This window comes from Herbidospora sp. NBRC 101105 (genome assembly GCF_030269205.1).
In the GTDB taxonomy this organism is placed as follows: Bacteria; Actinomycetota; Actinomycetes; order Streptosporangiales; family Streptosporangiaceae; genus Herbidospora; species Herbidospora solisilvae.
Map to the genome: position 1 here is coordinate 1,748,378 of NZ_BSSX01000001.1, position 21,341 is coordinate 1,769,718.

Consider the following 21,341-nt stretch of genomic DNA (forward strand, 5'->3'; position numbering starts at 1 on the left):
CGCTCGCAAGGGTGCTCCAAGTCGCGATCTCTACCGTCGGATCCATGAAGAAGACACTGATCGCCGCCGGACTGACCGCCCTCGCGCTCGCGGCCGGGAGCCCCGCCGAGGCCGCCGCCGGCATCCACTGGGGCCCGGTGAAGTCCACCAACGGCCGCGCCGAGGCCGACGTCCGGATCACCCCGTTCACGGCCGAGACCTTCGTCGTGTACGGAAAGCTGCGCGACCGGTCGCCCTCGCACTGCGCCTACATCCGGGCGCGTTTCCACTACACGGGCGGCGGCACCGGCTGGAGCCGGGCGAGGACGACGTGCTCCGCGACGTCGTTCCGGTTGAGCTCAGACGGGCGGATCAGGCGCGTCGACGTGAAGGTCTGCCTGTACGCGAACAAGAAGACCTCCCGCTGCCACACCGACAAGATCACGCCGGAGATCATCGCCGGCTGGCCTCAGTAGGCGAAGTAGGTCCCGTCGCCGGACTTCCCGATGACCGATCCCACACACCGGTAGGAGTGGTCACCCGCCTCGAACGCCTCCTTGGTCGGCGGCAGCACGCTGGGTGACCACTGGTCGGCCGTCACCTTCCGCGCCTTTCCCTGCCGGGACGCCAGCAGCGTCGCCATCGAGCAGAGCTTGGCGACCGTGGGGTGCTTCTCCAGCGTGTCGCCGTTCCAGGTGACGGCGTCCGACGGCATCGGCGCGATGGCGTAGGTCTCCCACGTGTGCTGCGCCTCGCACCCCACGCGGGGGGCGCTGACCGCCCCGGCCAGGCTGAGGATGCCCTCCCAGCACTCGGGTTCCCGCACGCAGGCGGCGCCCGCCGCCACCTTGGCCGCCGCGCAGTTCTCCGTGAACGTCGCCACGTTGGCCGGGATGCCGGCCTCCTTCGGCGCGCCGCCCTCCGCGCCGGTCGGCTCATATGTGGCCGGCGGGTCGGCGGTCCGCCCCTCGATCACCCAGTAGGCGATGCCGCCGCCCAGGAGCAACGCGAAGAACACCGCCGCGATGATGAACCCGACCGGCGAGGTCCGCCGTACCGGAGGGGGCGCCGGCGGGCGGTAGGCGGGCGGCCGGGTGGAGGCGTACTGCTGCACCGGCCCGTGTTTCGGGTTGAGGGTGGCGGGCCCGCCGACCCGGACGTCCTGGAACGGCGGCCGCAGCGGCGGCGGCTGGTAGGGCGGGGGAGGGGGCACCGGCGCGACCGGGCGCGCGGCGGTCGCGTTGCCGTCGGCGTCGAGCGCCGCCAGGGCGTCGCGGAGTTCGGCGGCGGTCTGGGTGCGCTGCGCGGGGTCGGTGACGAGGGCGTGCCGGAGCACGTTCAGCAACCCCTGCGGCACCCCCGGAACGTCGGGGACCGGCTGCCGGTGCAGCGCCATGATGACCGCGATGTTCGCCACGCCGTTGGCGGGGAACCGGGGCGGCCGCCCGTTCAGCAGCGCGTAGAACGTCGCGGCGAGCGAGTAGACGTCGCCCTGCGCGGTCGGCTCGACCAGCTCGAACGCCTCCGGCGGCGCGTAGGCCGGGGTCAGCGACTCGCGGGTGACCGACAACTCGGCGCCCTCGCCCTTGGACGGCATGGTGGCCAGCCCGAAGTCCGACAGCGCCACCTGGCCGTAGCCGTTCATCAGGATGTTGGCCGGCTTGATGTCGCGGTGGAGCACCCCGTGGGCGTGCGCGGCGGCCACGGCGTCGGAGATCTTGATCCCGATGTCGCGCACCTCGCGGGGCGAGAAGGGACCCCGGTCCTTGAGCCGGTCGGCCAGGCTGCCGCCGGGGCACAACTCCAGCACCATGAACGGGCGCCCGTCGCCGAGCACCCCCGCGTCGTAGACGTCGGCGACGTTGGGGTGGCCCGACAGGGCCCCGGCCGAGGTGACCTCGCGCATGAAGCGCCGCCGGTCACGGTCGTTGACCAGGACCCTGTTGTCGATCTTCAGTGCGACCTCGCGGCCGACGGCGAGCTGCCGGGCCCGGTACACGATGCCGAACCCGCCCTGGCCGAGGATGCCGAGCACCTCGTACCCCTGGACGAGCGGGGCGCTCGCCTCACTCATGATCCGGGACATTACCGTACGAGCTCCCTGGGGCAGATTCCTAGCGCGAGAAGCGGCCGACCTTCGGTCGGCCGCTTCTCGCGTTCACTCTCCGAAGCGGGACAACCGCCCTTTGGACCGGGCATGCCGCAACGTCGCGGTGTAGAGCCACAGGGCCACCCCGACGTAGAGGACGTCGAGCCCGGCGGCCAGCGCGAGCGTGTCCCACGGCACCGGAGCGCCGCCGAGCACCGCCCGCATCCCCTCGAACACGTGGCTGGCCGGAACGGCGGTCGCCAGCCACTGCAGCGGCTCGGGCAGCACCGAGACGGGGTAGAAGACGCCCGCGACCGGCTGGAACACGAACACCAGGCTCCACGCGATGACCTGCGCGCCCTCACCGAACCGCAGCACCGCCGAGATCGCCACCAGCGCCAGCGCCCACCCGAGCACGAGCAGCACCGCCATGAACGGGATCAGCCCGATCCCGACGCTGAACAGCCCGAACCCGTAGAGCACGTAGGCCAGCGTCACCATCACCGCCAGCCCGCCCGCGATCTTGATGAGCGAGAAGAGGATCAGCCCCGTGACGTACTCGCCGGGCTTCACCGGGGTGACGTGCAGGTTGATGAGGTTGCGGCTCCAGACGTCCTCCAGGAACCCGATCGACACCTCGTTGGAGGCCCGGTGCAGCACCTGCCACAGCAGCACCGCGCCGAGCAGCATCGAGACGATGAAGGGCACCTTGTTGGCCTGGAGGAACAGGGTGACGTACCCCCACACCACCAGCTCGATGACCGGCCAGAACAGGATCTCGAACACCCGGATCGGGCTGCGCCGCATCGCGGCCAGGTCGCGGTAGACCACCCCGGCGACCCGCCGCCACCGGGCCTGCGTACTGTGCGGCTCGAACGCGATCGCCGTCACGCCGGCACCCCCTCACGCGCGACCTTGAGGAACACCTCTTCGAGGTCGACCACCCCGAAGTGGGCGGCGAGCTCGGCGGCCGACCCGCTGGCCACGATCCGCCCCGCCGACAGGAAGTGGATGGTGTCGCACATCCGCTCCACCTCCCGCATGTTGTGCGAGGTGATGAGCAGCGCCGTCCCGGTCTCCCGGGCGACCGAGACGAGCAGGTGCCGGATCCGCTCCCCGGCGTCGGGGTCGAGCGCCGCCGTGGGCTCGTCGAGGATGAGCAGCTCGGGATCGTTGAGCAGCGCCTTCCCGAGCTGGACGCGGGTGTGCTGCCCCGACGACAGGTCGGCGGTCCGCCGCTTCAGCAGCGGCCCGATCTCCAGCAGCTCGGCGACCTCGGCCACCCGGGCACGGGGGTCGCGGAGCCCGTAGAGCCGGGCGAAGGAGTTCAGCACCTCCCGGACGTGCAGCACCCCCGGCAACCCGAGATAGCTGGCCGAGAAGTTCACCCGGCTCAGCACCTCGGTCCGGTGCTTCTGCAGGTCGAGCCCGAACATCGTGACCCGGCCGGAGTCGGGGGTGACGAGCCCGAGCAGCATGTGCAGGGTGGTCGACTTGCCGGCCCCGTTGGGCCCGAGCAGACCGGTGATCTCGCCCTGGCCGACGGTGAGGCTGACCCCGTCGACGGCCTGAACCGGCCCGAAGCGTTTGGTCAGGGATTGGGCTTCAAGGATGGCCACCGAGCCACGATCCGTTGAGAGGGACGGCCCCCGCAACGCATTTTCGCCTCGGTGCTTCGCTACGGCTCCGCCGGACGCGCCGACCGGCCGAGGTCAGCCGGCGTCGAGCCAGTAACGGAAGAACTCGGTCGTCGACTTGACGATGACGGGTTCCCGATGGGCCTCGGGCCAGATCTGCAGGAGGTAACGCTCGTCTCCCGGCTCGTCGTCCATTCCGAGGACGTGATAACGCAGGCGATAGGTCCCGGGCCCGGCGGTCAACGGGGGCACGGGGTGAGAGGTCCCCTCGTTCCATTCCTCCAACGTGAGCCGCCCCGACGGCGAATCGAAGGCGATTTCCACGATGTCCTCGTAACCGTCGAGGTCACGCTGACGGTGTGCACGACTGACATGGCCGGCAGCCTAGAAAGAGCGACCGACAATCACGCTCGAAGGACAGCGCGTCGGGTCGTCGGGGACGCGTCGCCGGGGTGGAATCGGATCATGAAACAGACGTTCCTCGGGGTCGGCTACGCCCGGGACCACGCCGGGCTGCCGCTGGAGGCCGTCCGGGTGCCCGTCCCGGAACCGGCGCCCGACCAGGTGCTGATCCGGGTCGCGGCCTCGTCGCTCAACCCGCTGGAGTACAAGCTGGCCGAACTCGGCTTCATGGGGCGGACGCCGCCCGTCGCCCTCGGCTTCGACCTCGCCGGCGTCGTGGTCGGCGCCGGCCGCGAGGTGCACGACCTGGCCGTCGGCGACGAGGTGGCCGCCATGGCCGACCTCGACGGCGACGGCGGCTGGGCCGCCGCCGGGGAGACCTCCTACGCGGTCGCCCGCCGGTTCCTCGCCGCCCGCAAGCCGCCGTCGCTGGGCTTCCGTGACGCGGCGGCGCTGCCGATGTGCTTCTTGTCCGCCTACGCGGGCCTCCACGGGGCCGTCCGGCCGGGTGACACCGTCTACATCCCGGGTGGCGGCGGTGGGGTCGGGCATCTGGCCGTGCAGATGGCGGCCCGTGTCCTGGCGGCCGGAACGGTCGTCAGCAGCGGCGGCAGCCCGGAGTCGATCGAGCTGGCCCGGCGGTCGGGCGCCCACCACGTCTTCGACTACAGGCGCGACGACGTCGCCGCCGAGATCGCGGGCCTGACGGACGGGCGGGGCGCCGACCTCGTCTTCGACGCCACCTACAACGAGCGGAGCTTCGCCGAGACCGCGAAGACGGTCCGCCGGGGCGGGAGCTGGGTGGTGCTCGGCGTCGGGCCGGGCCGGACCACGCGGGTCGCGGAGACCTCCAGCCCGGTGGACACGATCCTGGCCGGACGCGGCGCGCGGCACGTCAACGTCAACCTGCTCCGCTACTTCTCCGAGCCGGGCCTGCTCGACGGCCGGGCCCGCGACCTCCTCCGCCGCGGCATGGAGTCGGCCATGGACTGGGCGGCCCGGGGACTCGTGGTCCCGCACGTCGGCCGGACGGTCGTCAGCGGCGTCGAGACGATCAACGCGGGCCTGGCGGCGCTGAAGGCGGGAGGCGGGGTGCGCGGCAAGATCGCGGTGGTCGTGGAACCCGGGCTCACACCAGACGGTGCCCGTAACGAGCGATGAACGGCGCGAGGTCCGGATCGCCGAACCGCAGCCGCAGCGCGTCGAAGAGGTCGACCTTGTCGGCGCCGAACCGCGCGATCCGGGCGGCGAAGGCGGCGGGGCTGTAGAAGGTGGGCGGGTCGCTCTTGCTGTGGAACTTGTCGGCGTACATGACGAGCGCCTCCTCACCCGTCTCGGCCACGTAGTCGCCGAGCGGGATCGGCAGGTTCTGCGCCAGGATGTCGGCGCGGCGCAGGCCCACGCCCGTGTGGCAGGAGGCGAACCGGCGGATCGGCTCGGGCCACCCGGCCTCGGCGAGGATCTCGTGGCCCAGCACCCCGTGGCGCACGTAGGGGGCGCCGTGCAGCCGGTAGACGCCGATGTCGTGGAGCAGGCAGCCGGCCCTGACCAGGTCGGCGTCGAGGTCCTCCGGGCAGCGGGCGAGGAGCTGCTCGGCGATCGCCCACACGATCTCGCAGTGGGTGAAGACGACCTCGAAGGCCTCCGGCGAGGGGGCGTGCGCGCGGTGCAGCGCGCGGATCTCCCGATCCGTGGGAATCACGTGCCGACCATAGCCGCGAATCGGGATGAGTGCGCCGAAGGCCCTCGGGTGAGCCGGTCAGCCCAGTTCGATGGCGACCTTGGTCCAGCCGGGCTCGCGCCGGTCGAAGGCCTGGTAGGCCTCCAGCACGCCGGGCATCGTCTCCTGCTGGGTGAGGATCGTCGTCGGGTCGGCCGACCCGGCCGCGATCCTGCTGAGCAGGCCGGGGGCGTAACGCCGGTGGTGGCAGTTGCCCATCTTGACCGTCAGGTTGCGGTTCATGGCCGTCCCGAGCGGGAAGTTGCCGAAGCCCGGCGGGTAGACGCCCACGATGCCGATCGTGCCGGCCTTGTCGGCCATCTCGACGGCCCAGCGCAGCGCCTGGTCGGGCGCCTCGCCGGGCTCCCACAGATCGTGGCCGGGCCGTTCGCGGTCGCGGGCGGGCGGTTCGGCGTCCACCCCGACCGCGTCGATCACCCGGTCGGCGCCCACGCCGCCGGTCAGGTCCTTGACGGCCTCGACCGGGTCCTCGGCGTTGAAGTCGACGGTCTCGGCGTTCTGGAGCCGGGCGGTCTCCAGGCGGTCGGCGTTGCCGTCCACGATGATGACGCGCCCGGCGCCCTGCATCCGCGCCGACAGGGCGGCGAGCTGGCCGACCGGGCCCGCTCCCAGGACCACCACCACGTCCCCGGGGCCGGCCTCGGCCAGGCGCGCGCCGAACCAGGCGGTCGGGAAGATGTCGCTGACCGTGACGGCCTGCTCGTCGCTGACCCCGGGCGGGATGGCGACCAGGCCGGTGTGGGCGTAGGGGATGCGGGCGTACTCCGCCTGCAGCCCGTCGAAGGGGCCGGTCGCCTCGGGGCCGCCGAAGAACGCGGTCCCGGCCGCCGGCCCGTTGGGATTGGCGACGTCGCACTGGGCGTGGTAGCCCGCCCGGCAGTAGACGCAGCGTCCGCAGCTGATCGTGGAGCAGACCAGGACGCGGTCGCCGGCGTTGAAGTTGCGGACCTTCGGACCGGTCTCCTCGACGACGCCGACCGCCTCGTGGCCGAGGATCGTGCCGGGGCGCATGCCCGGCATGGTGCCCCGGACCATGTGCAGGTCGGTGCCGCAGATGGCGCTGGTGGTGATGCGGACGACCGCGTCCTCGGGTTCCTGGATCTTCGGGTCGGGGACTTGATCGAGCGAGATCTTCCCGGTGTCGTGCCAGACGACTGCCTTCATGGGTTGCCTCCTTCGGCGATGGAAGGTCGTGGCCCTGCTATTGCCGTGCCCCTGACCTCGATCGCCTAACGGCCGATCCGGATGTTCATAACATCTGGATGGTCGGCGTATGCTTCCTCTGTGCTGACCCTCCACACCCTCCGCTGCGCCGGTTCCACCACGCTCGCGCGGCTGGCCGAGGTCGCCGGGCGGGCCGAGCCCGACGTCGAGTCGGAGCTGATCGACCTGGCCGTGGCCGGGCTGGTGACGTTCGAGCCCGGCCCCTTCGGCGGGTGGGGCATCACCCCCGCGGGCCGGAACGCCCATGCCGCGTGGATCGCCGACGAGCTGGCCGCCGCCGGGACCGGGGCGGCCGTGGCCGGGGCGCTCGACCGGTTCCTGCCGCTCAACGCCGAGTTGCTCGACCTGTGCGAGGCGTGGCAGCTCCGCCCCGACGCGCGGGTGCTCACGCTGCTCGGCGATCTCGACCGGCGGGCCGAGCCGGTCCTCGCCGACTTGGCTGAGGCGCTGCCCCGGTTCGGGCGCTACCGGGTGCGGCTGGCGGAGGCGCTGGTGCGGGTCCGGGCGGGGGAGACCCGCTACGTGACCGACGACATGGCGTCCTACCACGTCGTCTGGTTCCAGCTCCACGAGGATCTGCTGCTCACCCTCGGCATCCCCCGGTGAGGTGGGTGCGTCCCCTGCCGTCCGGGGAGCCGGTGGAGGTGATCGGCGGGAAGGCCCACGGGCTGGGCGTCCTGATGCGGCTCGGGCTGGCCGTGCCGGCCGGATTCGTGATCGGCGCCGACGCCTGCCGCGCCTACCTGCGCGACGGCCGCCTGCCCGGCGGGCTGGCCGCCGAGGTGTCGGCCGCCCTCGCGGGGCTGCCCGCCGGCGAGGTGGCGGTGCGGTCGGGCGCGGGCGTCTCGATGCCCGGCATGATGACGACCGTCCTCGGCCTGCCCGCCGACCCGATCGGGCCCCTGCTCGACGCGGTCACCGAGGTCTTCGCCTCGTGGCACGCCCCCCGGGCCCGGACGTACCGGGAACTGAACGGCATCCCCCACGACCTCGGCACCGCCGTGACCATCCAGGCCATGGTGTACGGCGACCGCGACCCCCGCAGCGGAACGGGCGTCGCCTTCACCCGCGACCCGACGACGGGCGCGCCCGTCCCCTTCGGCGACGTCCTGTTCGGGCGGCGGGGCGACGCGGTGGTCTCCGGCCGGGAGGCGACCGTGCCGCTCGGCGAGCTGGCCGGGCGCGAACCCGCCGTGTGGGCCGGGCTGACGGACGCGATGGCGCGGGTCGAGGCGCACTACCGCGACGCCTGCTACCTGGAGTTCACCTACGAGAGCGGCGACCTGTGGTTCCTCCAGGTGCGTCCCGGCCGGTTCACCGGCGCCGCCGCCGTCGTGGTGGCCGCCGACCTGGCCGACGAGGGTGTCATCGGGCGGGCCGAGGCGCTGCTGCGGGTCGCCCCGGCGGACCTCCGGCGGGTGGCCCGCGTCACCGGCCCCGCCGACGTCGTCGCCCGGGGGCTGGGCGCCTGCCCGGGGGTGGCGACCGGACGGGTCGCCACCAGCGCCGAGGCGGCGGTCCGGATGGCCGCCGCCGGGCCCGTCGTCCTGGTGCGCCCGGAGACCTCCCCCCTCGACCTGCGCGGCATCGCGGCCGCCGCCGGGATCGTCACGGCGCGCGGCGGCCCGGCCAGCCACGCGGCCGTCGTCGCCCGCGCGATGGGCAGACCGGCCGTGGTCGGCGCGGCCGGGCTGGTGGTGTCGGCGGGGTCGGTGCGGGCCGGCGGGCGCACGATCCCCGAGGGCGCCCTCGTCACGCTCGACGGGACCAGCGGAGAGGTGGCACTGGGCGAGCCCGCCGTGACCGCGGAACTCGCCGACGCCCACGTCCACCGGCTGCTCGGCTGGGCCGACGACGTCTCGGGCGGCGCCCCCGACCGGCCCGAGGTGGAACGCCTCCGGGCGGCCCACGCCGTCCTCAGACAGTGAAATGGTCATTTTCGTCCCTTGTGTCGCGTGCCACTCAGTAGCACCGGGCAGATCTCCAGACCAGCGCCCGCCACTGAGGGGACACCGTGAACAAGAAGGAAAACCCGGTCGCCAAGGCCGTCGACAAGGTCATCGACGCGATCTCCGACAACGGCGGGGAGGAGATCCCGGGCCGGCCGGGCAGCGCCCCTCCGCAGGTCGCCGAACCGGTCGAGCCGCGCGGTCCGCTGCCGCCCAAACCCGACCAGCGCGGCCCCGACCCGTTCACGGCGACCGGTCAGCCCTCGGGCGACACCACCGAGACCAGGGCGCAGGGCGGCGCCTACCTGACCACCGCGACCGGGACGCGCCTGCCCGACACCGACCACTCGCTCAAGGCGGGGCCGCGCGGGCCGGTGCTGCTGCGCGACCACCACCTGCGCGAGAAGATCACCCACTTCGACCACGAGCGCATCCCCGAACGGGTCGTGCACGCGCGCGGCGCGGCCGCCCACGGCGTCTTCCGCGGCTACGGCTCCGCCGCGAAGGTCACCAAGGCCGCCTTCCTCGCCAAGGACGTGGAGACGCCGGTCTTCGTACGCTTCTCCACCGTGCTGGGCTCGCGCGGCTCGGCCGACGCCGTCCGCGACACCCGGGGGTTCGCGACCAAGTTCTACACCTCCGAGGGCGTCTTCGACCTGGTCGGCAACAACATCCCGGTCTTCTTCATCCAGGACGCCATCAAGTTCCCCGACGTCATCCACGCCGGCAAGCCCCACCCCGACCGCGAGATCCCGCAGGCGCAGAGCGCCCACGACACGTTCTGGGACTTCGTCTCGCTGCACACCGAGGCGACCCACCACACGATGTGGAACATGTCCGACCGGGGCATCCCCCGGTCGTACCGGATGATGGAGGGGTTCGGGGTCCACACCTTCCGCCTGGTGGCCGCCGACGGCGGCACCGTGCTGGCCAAGTTCCACTGGAAGCCGAAGGCGGGCGTGCACTCCCTGGTGTGGGAGGAGGCGCAGATCGTCAACGGGGTCGACCCCGACTTCCACCGCCGCGACCTGGCCGACGCCATCGAGGCGGGCGCCTACCCGGAGTGGGAGTTCGGCATCCAGGTCTTCCCCGACTCCCCGGACCAGACGTTCGAGGGCATCGACCTGCTCGACCCGACGAAGATCGTGCCCGAGGAGCTCGCGCCGGTGCAGCCGATCGGCCTGCTCACGCTGAACGCCAACCCGGTCAACTTCTTCGCCGAGACCGAGCAGGTCGCCTTCCACGTCGGCCACCTCGTGCCCGGCATCGACGTGACCGACGACCCGCTGCTCGCGGGCCGCCTGTTCTCCTACCTCGACACGCAGATCACCCGCCTGGGCGGCCCCAACTTCGTCCAGCTCCCGATCAACCGGCCGCACGCCCCGGTCAACGACATGCTGCGCGACGGCATGCACCAGACCGCCGTGCACACCGGGGTCGCGCCCTACCGGCCGAACTCGCTCGACGGGGGTTGCCCGTTCCAGGCGCCCGGCGGCTACGTCGAGGTGCCGGTCCCGGTCGAGGCGGCGGCCCGTGGCCGGACGGCGCCCGCCTCCTACGCCGACCACTTCAGCCAGCCGCGCCTGTTCTGGCTGAGCATGTCGCCGGTGGAGCAGGCGCACATCATCGCCGCGTACACCTTCGAGCTGAGCAAGGTGTTCGAGCAGGCCATCAGGGAGCGCCAGCTCCAGGTGCTGGCGCGGGTCGACCCCTACCTGTGTGAGCAGGTGGCGCTCGGCCTCGGCCTGCCGGTCCCGGAGGGCAAACCCGAGGTGTACGTCGAGCCGAGCCCCGCGTTGTCGCAGGTCGGCCGCCAGTGGCCGACCACGGGCCGGATCGTCGGCATCGTCGCGGGCGGCGACCTCGACGCCCTGCGGACGGTCCGCCAGGCCGTGCTCGACGGCGGGATGGTGCCGCTGGTGATCGCGCCCGCGGGCGGCGTGCTGCCCGGCCCCGGCGACCCGATCTCGGTGCAGCGGACCTTCGCCGCCGCCCGGTCCGTCGAGTTCGACGCGATCGTGGTGGCGGGCGCGCCCGCGCCGGGCCCCGACGCGATCGGCGCCCGCGACGCCAAGGCGGGCCTCAGCGGCCCGGTCGACCCGCGTGTCTCGCTGATGCTGAACGAGGCCTACCGCCACGGCAAGCCGCTGGGCGGCTGGGACGGCGCGGCCGACGCGTTCGCCTCGGCGGGCATCCCGCCCGGCGCGCCCGGCGTGGTCGTCGGCGAGGCGGGACCGGAGGTGCTGGGCGAGGTCGTCACCCTGCTGGGCGGCCACCGCGTCTGGTCGCGGTTCCCCGCCTCGCTGGGCCCGAACGCCTGACGGGCTAGATGTCGAGGTCCTCGACGACGGGCGGCCGGCCGAGACCGGTGATCATGTCGTAGAACTCGTCGGGGACCCGGCCGCGCAGCCCCTCGAACGTGTCGAGGACCTCCAGGGTGGCCTCGCCCTGGATGAACCCGTAGTCGGAGTCGGCCAGGCCGAGGTAGGTGCGCAACGCCTCGCGGGAGAACAGGCCCGACAACCAGTTGTCGGCGTCGCGGGTCATGCTGTCGGTCCACTCGGGGGAGCGCTCGACGTGGAGGACGTACTTGCCCTTGCGGGAGCGGTAGACCCGGAACGTCTCGGTCCGCTGGCCCACCATGCGGCTCCACTCGCCGAGCAGCACGCCGGAGAAACGCTGCTTGCGCACCGCCGTGCCCTGGCCGACCTTCACGACGACCTCGTCGTAGCCCTCCTGCCGGCCCTCCTCCGTCTCGACGTAGCGCCGCAGGGCGGTGCTGATCGCAGCCGAGAGCTTGCCCCCGGCGAGCTCGGTGGCCCGCTGGAAGAGCGGCAGGTCGTCGTCTGAGACGTAGATCGTCTTATTGGGCATCGTCGGCCTCCTCCGTATGCGCATAAGTATACGTATGTTGGGCGGAGCGCCAGAGCCGGATCTCCGTCGCCGGGAGGCGTTCGGGGAACGGGCCCTCGCCGAGCAATGCTCGCAGGTCGTGCTCGAAGTCGGCGAGCCGGTCGCCGAACAGGTGCGGCGCGGAGTCGGACCTCGCCGACGAACGGGTCCGTCGCGAGGGTCACGGTCCCCGGGCCGCAGCCGACGTCGAGGAGCCGGCTCCGGTCGTCCAGGCCGAGCGCCGCCGCCAGGGTCTCGGCGTAGCCGGGGGTGTAGGGCAGCCGGCCGCGCTCGTAGTGAGGAGCGGTGCCCGCGAACAGGGTCTCGTCCCAGCGCCATCCGTCAGCCATGGGCCCACGGTAGCGGCCGGGTGAGTCCCGAGCGGCCGAGGAGGTGGACGCCCGCCGCGCACCCCCCGCCCAGGCAGGCCAGCGCCACCCACAACAGGGCCGCCCGGTCGAGCAGCGCCCCGACGGCCAGGTTGCCCACCGTGATGCCGATCCCGGCGATCGAGTTGTAGAGGCCGTAGTGGGTGGCGACGAGCCGCCCGCCCGACAGGGCCACGACGGTGTCCATCTCGAACGGGTACGTCAGCGCCGTGCCCACCCCGAGCAGCGCCGCGCACAGCAGCACCGCGCCCGGCCAGGTCGTCAGCGTCAGCGGGACGAACGCCGCCCCCATCAGGGTGAGCCCCCACGTCATGGCCTGCGCGGGCGTCCACCGGGCCCGCGCCCAGGCGGTGATCCTCAGCTGGCCGAGCACCGCGATCCCGCCCGACACCACGAACAGCAGCGTCACCGCGCCCGGGTCGCCGAGGGCCAGCGGCAGCGCCAGGTAGACCTGGAACGACAACACGTACGACCCCGTCATCACCCCCGCGAACAGCACGAACGGCCGGTTGGCCAGCACGGCCCGCCAGTCGGCCAGCACCCCCGCGGGCCCGGTCCGCGTCTCGGGGCCGGGCGGCAGCGCGAGCACCTGCACGGCCGTCAGCAGCGCGAACACCCCGGCGGCCGTCGCGCAGACCAGCCGGAAGTCGGCCGCCATCAGCGCCAGCCCGACCACCGGGCCGAGCAGGATCCCGGCCTGGTAGAAGACGTTGAACAGCGCGAACGCCTCGACCCGCCGGTCACCGGCCGTATGGGCGAGATAGGCGCGTACGGCCGGGTTGAACAGCGCCCCCGCGAACCCGGTCATCGCCGAGGCCGCCAGCAGCACCGGCAGGGTGTGGGCGAAGCCGAGCAGCGCGAAACCGAGTGTGCGCAGCAGGCATCCGGCGATGATGACCGGCCGGTAGCCGAGCCGGTCGGCGAGGGTGCCGCCGAGCAGGAACAGGCCCTGCTGGCTGAGGTTGCGCACGCCGAGCACCAGCCCGACGGTCCAGCCCGCCAGGCCCAGGCCGCCGGACAGGTGCCCGGCCAGGAACGGCATCAGCAGGTAGAAGGCCACGTTGATGGTGAACTGGTTGACCATCAGCAATCGCGTCGTCGCGTCGAACGAGCGCCAGGCCGTCACCGGATCACCATCCGGGTCCAGCGGGTCACCTCGGCCTCGCCGGCCGTCTTGATCTCGTCGGGTTCGGCGGCCGGCGGCCGGTGGAGCAGGCCGTGGGCGGCGCAGTAGGCGTCGTCGTAGATCGTCGTGCCGTAGCGGGCCGGGCCGTCGGGGAAGACGGCGGCGATGACGGTGCCCGGCGGAAGCGTGCGGGCCAGCCACGACGCGACGACGGTGACCGCGCCGACGCTCCACCCTCCGGTCGTGTAGTGGGTGGCGGCCAGGGTCCGGCAGGCCCAGACCGCCTCGTTGGCGGCCACCCAGTGCACCTCGTCGAACTCCCCGTGGGCGACGTTGCGCGGGTGGATGCTGCTGCCCAGGCCGCGCATCAGCCGGGGCCGGGCCGGCTGGCCGAAGATCGTCGACCCGACCGCGTCGACCCCCACCAGTTCGACGCGCGGGTCGTGCCGCCGCAGCGCCCGTGTCACCCCGGCCGAGTGGCCGCCGGTCCCGACGCTGCACACCAGCACGTCGACCCGCCCGAGCTGCTCGACCAGCTCGTCGGCGAGGCCCGCGTAGGCGCCGACGTTGTCGGGGTTGGCGTACTGGTCGGGGCAGTAGGCCCCCGGGTGCTCGGCCAGCAGCTCGGCCACCCGGTCGAGCCGGGCCCGCTGCCAGCCGCCGTCCGGATGGGGCCGGGTCACCGTCTCGACCCGCACGCCGTGGGCGGAGAGCAGCCGGTGGACGAGGGGCTCCATGCCGGGGTCGGTGACGACGGTGACCGGATGGCCGTACACGATCCCCGCGAGCGCCAGCCCCAGGCCGAACGTGCCGGAGGTCGACTCCACGATCATCGCGCCCGGCGCGAGCTCGCCGCGCTCCCTGGCCCGCCCGACGATGTGCAGGGCGGCCCGGTCCTTGAGACCGCCGGGGTTGACCGCCTCCAGCTTGGCCCAGAAGCCCCGCCCGGCGGGGGCGAAGGGCTCGGTGATCAGGCGTACCGGGGTGCCGCCCACCAGTTGAGAAGACATGTCGTCACGCAAAGTAACCGAACTTTCCGCGTGTTTGGTGGTGCCCCGCCGGTCCCGGCGGCGGGGGCGGCGGATAATCGATCAGCCCCCCCAGCCGTACCGAAGGGGGAGACGTGACCCTGTCACGCCGCGCGATGCTCACCGGCCTGCCGCTGTCGCTCATGGCCCGCCCCGCGACCGCAATCGCGGCGCCCGCGGGCCCTCCCGGGCGGCTCGCCCACGACGAGGCGTTCTGGCGGTCGGTGGCGGCGGCGTTCCGGGTCGACCCCGGCTTCGTGAACCTGGAGAACGGCTACTTCGGCAGCATGCCCGAACCCGTCAGGCTGGCCTACCACGCCCACTCCGACCGGTTGAACGCGGAGAACAGCCGGTTGCTGCGCACGGCGTACCGGCAGGACGCGGAGGAGGCGGCGGCGCGGATCGCCGGCCTCCTCGGCGTGACCAAGGAGGAGATCGCCTTCACCCGGGGCGGCACCGAGGCCCTGCAGAACCTGATCACCGGCTACCGCCGCCTCGCCCCCGGCGACGCGGTCATGTACGCCGACCTCGACTTCCACACCGGCCAGTCGGCCCTGAACTGGCTGGCCGACCGGCACGGCGCCCGCGTCGAACGCCTGGTGATCCCCGAACCGGCCACCCGCCAGGCGGTCCTGGACGCCTACGCCGCCGCCCTGGAGACGACCCCGAGGCTGCGGCTGCTGCTGCTCAGCCACATGAACAACCGCACCGGCCTGGTCGTGCCCGTGGGCGAGATCGTCGACCTGGCCCGCGCCCGGGGCGTCGACGTGATCGTCGACGCCGCCCACTCCTGGGGCCACCTCGACTTCACCCTGCCGTCGCTGAAGGCCGACTTCGGCGTCTTCTCGCTGCACAAGTGGATGGGCGCGCCCCTCGGCAGCGGCTTCCTCTACATCCGCAGGGAGCGCCTGCCCGACATCGCCCCCGTGTTCGGCGACGAGTCGCAGGCGGCCGACATCCGGTCGCGGGTGCACTCGGGCACCATGGACGTCGCCCCCATCCTCAGCGTCGGCGCCGCCCTCGACTTCCACGAGAGCCTCGGCGCCCCGGCGAAGGAGGCCCGCCTGCGCTACCTCCGCGACCGCTGGGTCCACCAGGTGCGCGACCTGCCCATCGAGATCCTGACCCCGGACGACCCGGCCATGTACGGCGGCATGACCGCCTTCCGCCTCGCCGGGCGCACGTCGAAGGCCGACAACACCGCCGTCGTCGACCACCTCTACACCCGGCACCGCATCTTCACCGTGCACCGCGACGGCGTCACCAAGGGCGACTGCGTGCGGGTGACCCCGGCCCTGTTCACCTCGGCCGCCGACGTCGACCGCCTCGCCGCCGCCCTGCGGGAGCTGACCGGGCGCTGACCGGGTCAGGCCACCGCGGGCCTGGCGGGGGGCGGCGGTTCCGGCGGCGCCGCCGGCGGGCCCTCGTCGGGGGAGCGGCCCTTGGCGTTGCGGATGAGGGCCACGATCACCGAGGCCACCGGGGCCGCCAGGAACGCGCCCATGATCCCCGCGACGACACTGCCCACCGCCAAGGCCACCAGGATCACCGCCCCGGGCAGGTCGAGCGCCTTCCCGTAGATCAACGGCGCCAGGACATGCCCCTCGAGCTGCTGCACGAGAATCGTCACCGCGATCACGATCACGGCCACGATCCACCCCTTGGCGACGAACGCCACCACGGCCGCCAGCAGGCCCGCGAACAGTGCCCCGATGACCGGCAGGAACGCGCCGACGAACGTCAGCACCGCCAGTGGCAGTGCGATCGGCACCCCGAGGACCCACAGCGTGATGCCGATGAAGAACGCGTCGACGAACCCGACCGCCGCCACGCCGCGGACGTAGCGGCCGATCACGTCGAACACGATGCGGCAGGTGTTCAGGATGTGGCCGCGGCTGCCGCGCGGCGCCAGGTCGGCCACCCAGTGGACCAGGTGGTCGCCGCCGTGGACCAGGTAGACCGCCAGGATCAGGGCGAGCACCCCGCCGACCACGATCTCGCCGGCGGTGCGGACCCCCGTGAGCGCCCCCGACGCGATCTCCTGGCCGCGCTGCGACAGGTATGTCTGGACGTCGACGACGATCTCCTGGATCTTCGCCTGGTCCAGGCCGAACCCCGCGGCGGTCTTCTGCAGGTCGGTGACCACCTGGCCGATGCTGGCGTTGAGCTCGGCGAACCCGTCGATGGTCGGCGGCACCAGCAGCGCGATGAAGGCGGCCAGCACGACGATCACGCCGATGAAGGCGCCCACGGTGGACAGGGTCCGGTTCAGGCCGATGTCGCGCAGGGCGCGGGCCAGGGGCATCATGAGCGTGGTGATGAAGACCGCCAGGATGATGCTGATGGCGACGGTTTTGACCTGGTAGACCATCCACAGGATCACTGCTGTCAGGGCGATGAGGATCAGAATCCGCCCCGCCGTCTTGGCGGCCCTCGTCAGGCCGTCCCCTTCCTCCGCCGGATGTGCCATCGGCGTCCCTCCCCGTGACGTTCGGTGCTCGCCGATGATCGCAGAGATGACGGGGAGGGGCCAGCTTCCGTGTGGCCGGGACGAGCGCGACGAAGACGGCACGGGGAGGGGGTTCAGGTCGAGCCCGCCGGCTCCAGGTCGTCCCTCACCTCCGGGTCCCCGGCGTCGGCGGTGTAGTCGCGCGGCCGGGTCCCGTCCACGCCCTCGGACGACCCCAGGCGGCGGGCCGCCACCGTCACCAGGGCGGCGACCACCAGGTTGACGATCAGGGCCAGGAACCCGGCGTAGATCGTCATCGGCGTGTCGAAGCCGAGCTTGCTCAGCGGGAACGCCGACCCGCCGAAATGGGCGTGGTTGTTGGCCGGGTTCGCGATGTTGTAGAGCAGGACCATCCCGGCCGTCATGCCGGCCGTCCAGCCGGCGATCAGCCCCACCCGGTGGAACCACCGCGTGAACAGCCCGAGCGCCACCGACGGCAGCGTCTGCAGGATGATCACCCCGCCGATGAGCTGCAGGTCGATCGAGAACTGGGGGTCGATCAGCAGGATGCACAACACCGCGCCCACCTTGACGACCAGCGAGGTCAGCTTGCTGACCCGGGCCTCCTGCGCGTCGGTGGCGTCGCGCCGGACGTACTCCTTGTAGATGTTGCGGGTGAACAGGTTCGCCGCCGCGATCGACATGATCGCCGCCGGGACCAGCGCGCCGATGCCGATGGCCGCGAACGCGACGCCGGTGAACCAGTCGGGGAACATCTGGTCGAACAGCTGCGGCACGACCGTGTTCACGTCCTTCCCGATCGGGGTGATCCCGGCCGCGATGGCCATGTAGCCGAGCAGCGCGATGAGCCCCAGCAGCAGGCTGTAGGCCGGCAGCGCCGACATGTTCCGCTTGATCACGTCACGCGACCGCGAGGCCAGCACCCCGGTCACGCTGTGCGGGTAGAGGAACAGCGCCATCGCCGAGCCCAGGGCCAGGGTGACGTACTGGAGCTGGTTGTTGGCGTTCAGCAGGATCCCGTCACCGGGCGCGGGGGTGCCGGCGAACTTCGCCTCGGCCGCGTCGAAGATCGACCCGAACCCGCCGAGCCGCGCCGGGATGTAGATCACCGCGACGAGGATCACCAGGTAGATGAGGATGTCCTTCACGAACGCGATCAGCGCCGGCGCGCGCAGGCCGCTCTGATAGGTGTACGCCGCCAGGATGGCGAACGCGATGATCAGCGGCAGGTCGCCGGTCACGCCCATCGTCTTCAGCACGGCCTCGATGCCGATGAGCTGCAGCGCGATGTACGGCATCGTCGCCACGATCCCGGTGATCGCCACCAGCAGCGCCAGGGTCGGCGAGCCGAACCGCACCCGCACGAAGTCGGCCGGCGTCACCAGCCCGTGCACGTGGGACACCGACCAGAGCCGGATCAGCACCAGCATCACCAGCGGATAGGTGATGACCGTGTAGGGCACCGCGAAGAACCCGGTCGCCCCGGCCCCGAACAGCAGCGCCGGCACCGCCACGAACGTGTACGCCGTGTAGAGGTCCCCGCCGACCAGGAACCACGTGATCCACGACCCGAAGTTGCGCCCGCCCAGCCCCCACTCGTTGAGCGAGGCCAGATCGTCGGCCCGCCGCCACCGGGCGGCCACGAAGCCCATGCCGCTGACCAGCAGGAACAGGACGGTGAAGATGACGATCTCGGTGATGTGCTCGTTCATCGGCGGGTCACCCGGTAGACGATCAGGGTCGCCGACACGCTGATGACGAGGAAGGCGAGCTGCAGCCAGTAGAACAGCGGAACGCCGAACAGCCGGGGCTCCTCATGGTTGAACAGGGCCGGTACGAGCGGGATGACCACGGCGGGCAGCAACACCCAGTTCCAGCGGCTGCGGTCCGATCTGGGGGAGCGTGGATCCGTCAACGGACTCTCCTTCCGACAGGTTGTCGATTGGAGCGTAAAGTGACGGGTGTCACAGGTGGAGCTCCCATCGACGAGCGGCAGCCTGGACGCGCCGAGCGGTCATGTGCCCGGCCATTCGCCCGACATGTGGAGTCCGGCGTGTTATTGTGTGCCGCATGCGAATTCCTCAGCAGCAGTGGTGGCGCCGCTAGCAGGCGGCCCTCAGCTCAGGTTTTCGCGAAATCGAAACAGGCCGCCCCGGGATTGGGCGGCCTTCTGCGTTTCCGCCCCCGGGGCATGAACGGATCAAGGGGCGACAGTGGAGACCAGCGGTTACACCACGGCGGGCGGCATCGGGGTCGAGCGCGTGGTGCGCGCCGTCCCCGAGGCGGCCCTCGACGAGATCGTCGACTCGCTCGGCACTCGCCGGGGCGGGGCGTTCTCCTCGGGGATGGACTATCCGGGCAGGTACAGCCGATGGGCCTTCGGCTACGCCGATCCCTGCCTGGAGCTTGTCGCGCGGGGCCGGCGCATCTCGGCCCGCGCGCTCAACGACCGGGGCGCCGTCGTGCTCCCCGCCGTCGCGGCCTGTCTCCGCGCCGCCGGTGAGGTCGTCGGCACGCCCACCGCCACCTTCACCGAGGTCGAGGTGCCCGAGTCCGACGAGTGGCTGCCCGAGGAGATGCGCTCGCGCCGCCCCACGGTCTTCACCGCGATCCGCGAGGTCATCGCCGCGTTCAAGGGCGACGACCAGCACCTGGGCCTCTACGGCGCGTTCGGCTACGACCTGGCCTTCCAGTTCGAGCCGATCCGCTACCAGCTCACCCGCCCCGACGACCAGCGCGACCTGGTCCTCCACCTGCCCGACCGCCTCGTGGTGATCGACCGGGTGAAGGAGACCGTGCTGGAGTACTCCTACGAGTTCGCCTACGAGGGCCGCGAGACCAAGGGCCTGCCGCGGACCGGCGACTCCCGCGAGCTGGTCAAGGCCGTCGACATCCCGGCCGACCCGGTCCGGGGCGCCTACGCCGACGTCGTGGCCAAGGCCAAGGAGAAGTTCAAGCGCGGCGACCTGTTCGAGGTCGTGCCCGGCCAGGTCTTCCACGCCCCGTGCGACGACCCGCCCGCCTTCTACCGGGGGCTGCGCACCAGCAACCCGGCGCCGTACGAGTTCATCCTCAGCCTCGGCGAGGGCGAGCACCTGGTCGGGGCCTCGCCGGAGATGTACGTCCGGGTCACCGGCGAGCGGGTGGAGACCTGCCCGATCTCCGGCACCATCGCCCGGGGCGCCAACCCGGTCGAGGACGCCGAGGCGATCCGCACCCTCCTGTCCAGCGTGAAGGAGGAGTCGGAGCTGACCATGTGCACCGACGTCGACCGCAACGACAAGTCGCGCATCTGCGTGCCCGGCTCGGTCAAGGTCATCGGCCGCCGCCAGATCGAGATGTACTCCCGGCTGATCCACACCGTCGACCACATCGAGGGCTACCTGCGCCCCGAGTTCGACGCCCTCGACGCCTTCCTCACCCACATGTGGGCGGTGACCGTCACGGGCGCGCCGAAGACGTGGGCGATGCAGTTCATCGAGGACCACGAGGCCACCACCCGCCGCTGGTACGGCGGCGCGGTCGGCTTCATCGGCTTCGACGGCTCCATGAACACCGGCCTCACCCTGCGCACCGCCCAGATCAAGAACGGCGTGGCGACGGTCCGGGCGGGCGCGACGCTGCTGTTCGACTCCGACCCCGACGCCGAGGAGCGCGAGACCGAGCTCAAGGCCAGCGCCCTGCTGGGCGCGCTGGCGGCGGTCGGCCGGGGCGAGGTCGCCCAGGAGGCCGTCGCGGCCGAGCAGCCGGGCGAGGGCCACACGGTGCTCCTCGTCGACTACGAGGACTCGTTCGTCAACACCCTGGCCGACTACTTCCGCCAGCAGGGCGCCAGGGTCGTCACGCTGCGCCACGGCTTCCCGCTCGCGATGATCGAGCAGGTCGCGCCGACCCTGGTGGTGCTGTCGCCCGGCCCCGGCTGGCCGAGCGACTTCGGCACCGACCGCCTGATCGCCGCCCTCTACGAGCGGAACCTGCCGGTCTTCGGGGTCTGCCTCGGCCTGCAGGCCATGGTCGAGCAGGCGGGCGGGCAGCTCGACCTGCTGCCCTACCCGGAGCACGGCAAGCGCGGGCAGATCAAGCGCGAGGGCGACAGCGTGCTGCTCGACGGGCTGCCCGAGGCGTTCACCGCGGCCCGCTACCACTCGGTGCACGCCAAGCACCCGGGTGTGCAGGGCTTCACGGTCACGGCGGCCACCGCCGACGGCGCCGTCATGGCGATCGAAGACCCCGTCAACCGCCGGTTCGGGGTGCAGTTCCACCCGGAGTCGATCCTCACCACCGAGGGCGGCGCGGGTGCGAAGATCATCGCCAACGTGCTCCGGCTGACCCGGTAAAGATCGCACCGATCGCCTGACCGCCCGGCGTCCCCGGCTCTAAAGTCCTGTCCCTGTCGTAAAAGGGGGACGAGGGAA

The 21,341-nt window shown here is 72.2% G+C and carries 19 protein-coding genes; 7 read left to right on the plus strand and 12 right to left on the minus strand.

Annotated features, from left to right (window positions below; all coding sequences use genetic code 11):
- Positions 1-44 precede the first annotated feature (44 nt).
- The gene (locus QSK34_RS07630) at positions 45-455 is read left to right on the plus strand and encodes a hypothetical protein (RefSeq protein WP_285581446.1); all 411 of its coding nucleotides are present in this window, start codon (positions 45-47) and stop codon (positions 453-455) included.
- Here the strand turns inward: QSK34_RS07630 and QSK34_RS07635 are convergent.
- The 4 genes from QSK34_RS07635 to QSK34_RS07650 form a co-directional block, all read right to left on the minus strand.
- On the minus strand, positions 449-2,053 hold the full coding sequence (locus tag QSK34_RS07635) for a serine/threonine-protein kinase (protein ID WP_285581448.1): 1,605 nt from the start codon (positions 2,051-2,053) through the stop codon (positions 449-451). The two genes, QSK34_RS07630 and QSK34_RS07635, sit on opposite strands and share 7 nt — an antisense overlap.
- Before the next feature lie 84 nt (positions 2,054-2,137).
- The gene (locus tag QSK34_RS07640; protein WP_161477903.1) at positions 2,138-2,959 is read right to left on the minus strand and encodes an ABC transporter permease; all 822 of its coding nucleotides are present in this window, start codon (positions 2,957-2,959) and stop codon (positions 2,138-2,140) included.
- Positions 2,956-3,687, minus strand: coding sequence for an ABC transporter ATP-binding protein (locus QSK34_RS07645; protein WP_285581453.1), 732 nt, complete (start codon positions 3,685-3,687; stop codon positions 2,956-2,958). The genes QSK34_RS07640 and QSK34_RS07645 overlap by 4 nt, the downstream gene beginning before the upstream one ends.
- A 93-nt stretch (positions 3,688-3,780) precedes the next feature.
- A complete protein-coding gene (locus QSK34_RS07650; RefSeq protein ID WP_285581456.1) occupies positions 3,781-4,029 on the minus strand; it encodes a hypothetical protein in 249 nt (82 codons plus the stop codon).
- 141 nt (positions 4,030-4,170) lie between these two features.
- On the opposite strand from QSK34_RS07650, the gene QSK34_RS07655 reads away from it, so the two are divergent.
- The gene (locus QSK34_RS07655) at positions 4,171-5,268 is read left to right on the plus strand and encodes a quinone oxidoreductase family protein (protein ID WP_285581460.1); all 1,098 of its coding nucleotides are present in this window, start codon (positions 4,171-4,173) and stop codon (positions 5,266-5,268) included.
- On the opposite strand, the gene QSK34_RS07660 is transcribed toward QSK34_RS07655, so the two are convergent.
- Entirely contained in the window at positions 5,237-5,809 is a 573-nt protein-coding gene (locus tag QSK34_RS07660; protein WP_285581463.1) for an HDIG domain-containing metalloprotein, read from the minus strand. The two genes, QSK34_RS07655 and QSK34_RS07660, sit on opposite strands and share 32 nt — an antisense overlap.
- 57 nt (positions 5,810-5,866) lie before the next feature.
- Positions 5,867-7,012: a zinc-dependent alcohol dehydrogenase gene (locus tag QSK34_RS07665; RefSeq protein WP_285581468.1), complete on the minus strand. Its 1,146-nt coding sequence runs from the start codon at positions 7,010-7,012 to the stop codon at positions 5,867-5,869.
- Positions 7,013-7,132: 120 nt separating this feature from the next.
- On the opposite strand from QSK34_RS07665, the gene QSK34_RS07670 reads away from it, so the two are divergent.
- The 3 genes from QSK34_RS07670 to QSK34_RS07680 all read left to right on the plus strand — a co-directional run bounded on the left by QSK34_RS07670 (position 7,133) and on the right by QSK34_RS07680 (position 11,342).
- Positions 7,133-7,678, plus strand: a complete 546-nt coding sequence (locus tag QSK34_RS07670) for a transcriptional regulator (RefSeq protein ID WP_285581472.1) — start codon at positions 7,133-7,135, stop codon at positions 7,676-7,678.
- A gap of 5 nt (positions 7,679-7,683) precedes the next feature.
- Positions 7,684-9,000: a PEP/pyruvate-binding domain-containing protein gene (locus QSK34_RS07675; protein ID WP_285581475.1), complete on the plus strand. Its 1,317-nt coding sequence runs from the start codon at positions 7,684-7,686 to the stop codon at positions 8,998-9,000.
- Positions 9,001-9,086: 86 nt separating this feature from the next.
- Positions 9,087-11,342, plus strand: a complete 2,256-nt coding sequence (locus QSK34_RS07680) for a catalase (RefSeq protein WP_285581478.1) — start codon at positions 9,087-9,089, stop codon at positions 11,340-11,342.
- A 4-nt stretch (positions 11,343-11,346) separates the two neighbouring features.
- On the opposite strand, the gene QSK34_RS07685 is transcribed toward QSK34_RS07680, so the two are convergent.
- The 3 genes from QSK34_RS07685 to QSK34_RS07695 all read right to left on the minus strand — a co-directional run bounded on the left by QSK34_RS07685 (position 11,347) and on the right by QSK34_RS07695 (position 14,438).
- Positions 11,347-11,895: an EXLDI protein gene (locus QSK34_RS07685; RefSeq protein WP_285581480.1), complete on the minus strand. Its 549-nt coding sequence runs from the start codon at positions 11,893-11,895 to the stop codon at positions 11,347-11,349.
- Positions 11,896-12,255: 360 nt separating this feature from the next.
- On the minus strand, positions 12,256-13,428 hold the full coding sequence (locus QSK34_RS07690; protein WP_285581481.1) for an MDR family MFS transporter: 1,173 nt from the start codon (positions 13,426-13,428) through the stop codon (positions 12,256-12,258).
- The gene (locus QSK34_RS07695) at positions 13,425-14,438 is read right to left on the minus strand and encodes a PLP-dependent cysteine synthase family protein (protein ID WP_285581483.1); all 1,014 of its coding nucleotides are present in this window, start codon (positions 14,436-14,438) and stop codon (positions 13,425-13,427) included. The genes QSK34_RS07690 and QSK34_RS07695 overlap by 4 nt, the downstream gene beginning before the upstream one ends.
- A gap of 113 nt (positions 14,439-14,551) precedes the next feature.
- Between QSK34_RS07695 and QSK34_RS07700 the strand changes: the two genes are divergently transcribed.
- Positions 14,552-15,817, plus strand: coding sequence for an aminotransferase class V-fold PLP-dependent enzyme (locus QSK34_RS07700; RefSeq protein ID WP_285581485.1), 1,266 nt, complete (start codon positions 14,552-14,554; stop codon positions 15,815-15,817).
- 5 nt (positions 15,818-15,822) lie between these two features.
- Here QSK34_RS07700 and QSK34_RS07705 read toward each other — a convergent pair whose 3' ends face one another.
- The 3 genes from QSK34_RS07705 to QSK34_RS07715 form a co-directional block, all read right to left on the minus strand.
- Positions 15,823-16,926: an AI-2E family transporter gene (locus QSK34_RS07705; RefSeq protein ID WP_285581487.1), complete on the minus strand. Its 1,104-nt coding sequence runs from the start codon at positions 16,924-16,926 to the stop codon at positions 15,823-15,825.
- Between the two features lie 113 nt (positions 16,927-17,039).
- Positions 17,040-18,638, minus strand: a complete 1,599-nt coding sequence (mctP, locus tag QSK34_RS07710) for a monocarboxylate uptake permease MctP (protein ID WP_285581488.1) — start codon at positions 18,636-18,638, stop codon at positions 17,040-17,042.
- A complete protein-coding gene (locus QSK34_RS07715) occupies positions 18,635-18,841 on the minus strand; it encodes a DUF3311 domain-containing protein (protein ID WP_285581490.1) in 207 nt (68 codons plus the stop codon). Before QSK34_RS07715 ends, mctP begins: the two co-directional genes overlap by 4 nt.
- A 298-nt stretch (positions 18,842-19,139) precedes the next feature.
- Here QSK34_RS07715 and QSK34_RS07720 point away from each other — a divergent pair, with 298 nt between their 5' ends.
- On the plus strand, positions 19,140-21,263 hold the full coding sequence (locus QSK34_RS07720) for an anthranilate synthase component I (RefSeq protein ID WP_285581492.1): 2,124 nt from the start codon (positions 19,140-19,142) through the stop codon (positions 21,261-21,263).
- The last annotated feature ends 78 nt before the right edge of the window (positions 21,264-21,341 follow it).

Bases quoted from the DNA above. Each gene is read 5' to 3' on its own strand.
- QSK34_RS07630 (WP_285581446.1), top strand. From the start codon at position 45: ATGAAGAAGACACTGATCGCCGCCGGACTGACCGCCCTCGCGCTCGCG.
- QSK34_RS07635 (WP_285581448.1), bottom strand. From the start codon at position 2,053: ATGAGTGAGGCGAGCGCCCCGCTCGTCCAGGGGTACGAGGTGCTCGGC.
- QSK34_RS07655 (WP_285581460.1), top strand. From the start codon at position 4,171: ATGAAACAGACGTTCCTCGGGGTCGGCTACGCCCGGGACCACGCCGGG.
- QSK34_RS07665 (WP_285581468.1), bottom strand. From the start codon at position 7,012: ATGAAGGCAGTCGTCTGGCACGACACCGGGAAGATCTCGCTCGATCAA.
- QSK34_RS07685 (WP_285581480.1), bottom strand. From the start codon at position 11,895: ATGCCCAATAAGACGATCTACGTCTCAGACGACGACCTGCCGCTCTTC.
- QSK34_RS07695 (WP_285581483.1), bottom strand. From the start codon at position 14,438: ATGTCTTCTCAACTGGTGGGCGGCACCCCGGTACGCCTGATCACCGAG.
- QSK34_RS07705 (WP_285581487.1), bottom strand. From the start codon at position 16,926: ATGGCACATCCGGCGGAGGAAGGGGACGGCCTGACGAGGGCCGCCAAG.
- mctP (WP_285581488.1), bottom strand. From the start codon at position 18,638: ATGAACGAGCACATCACCGAGATCGTCATCTTCACCGTCCTGTTCCTG.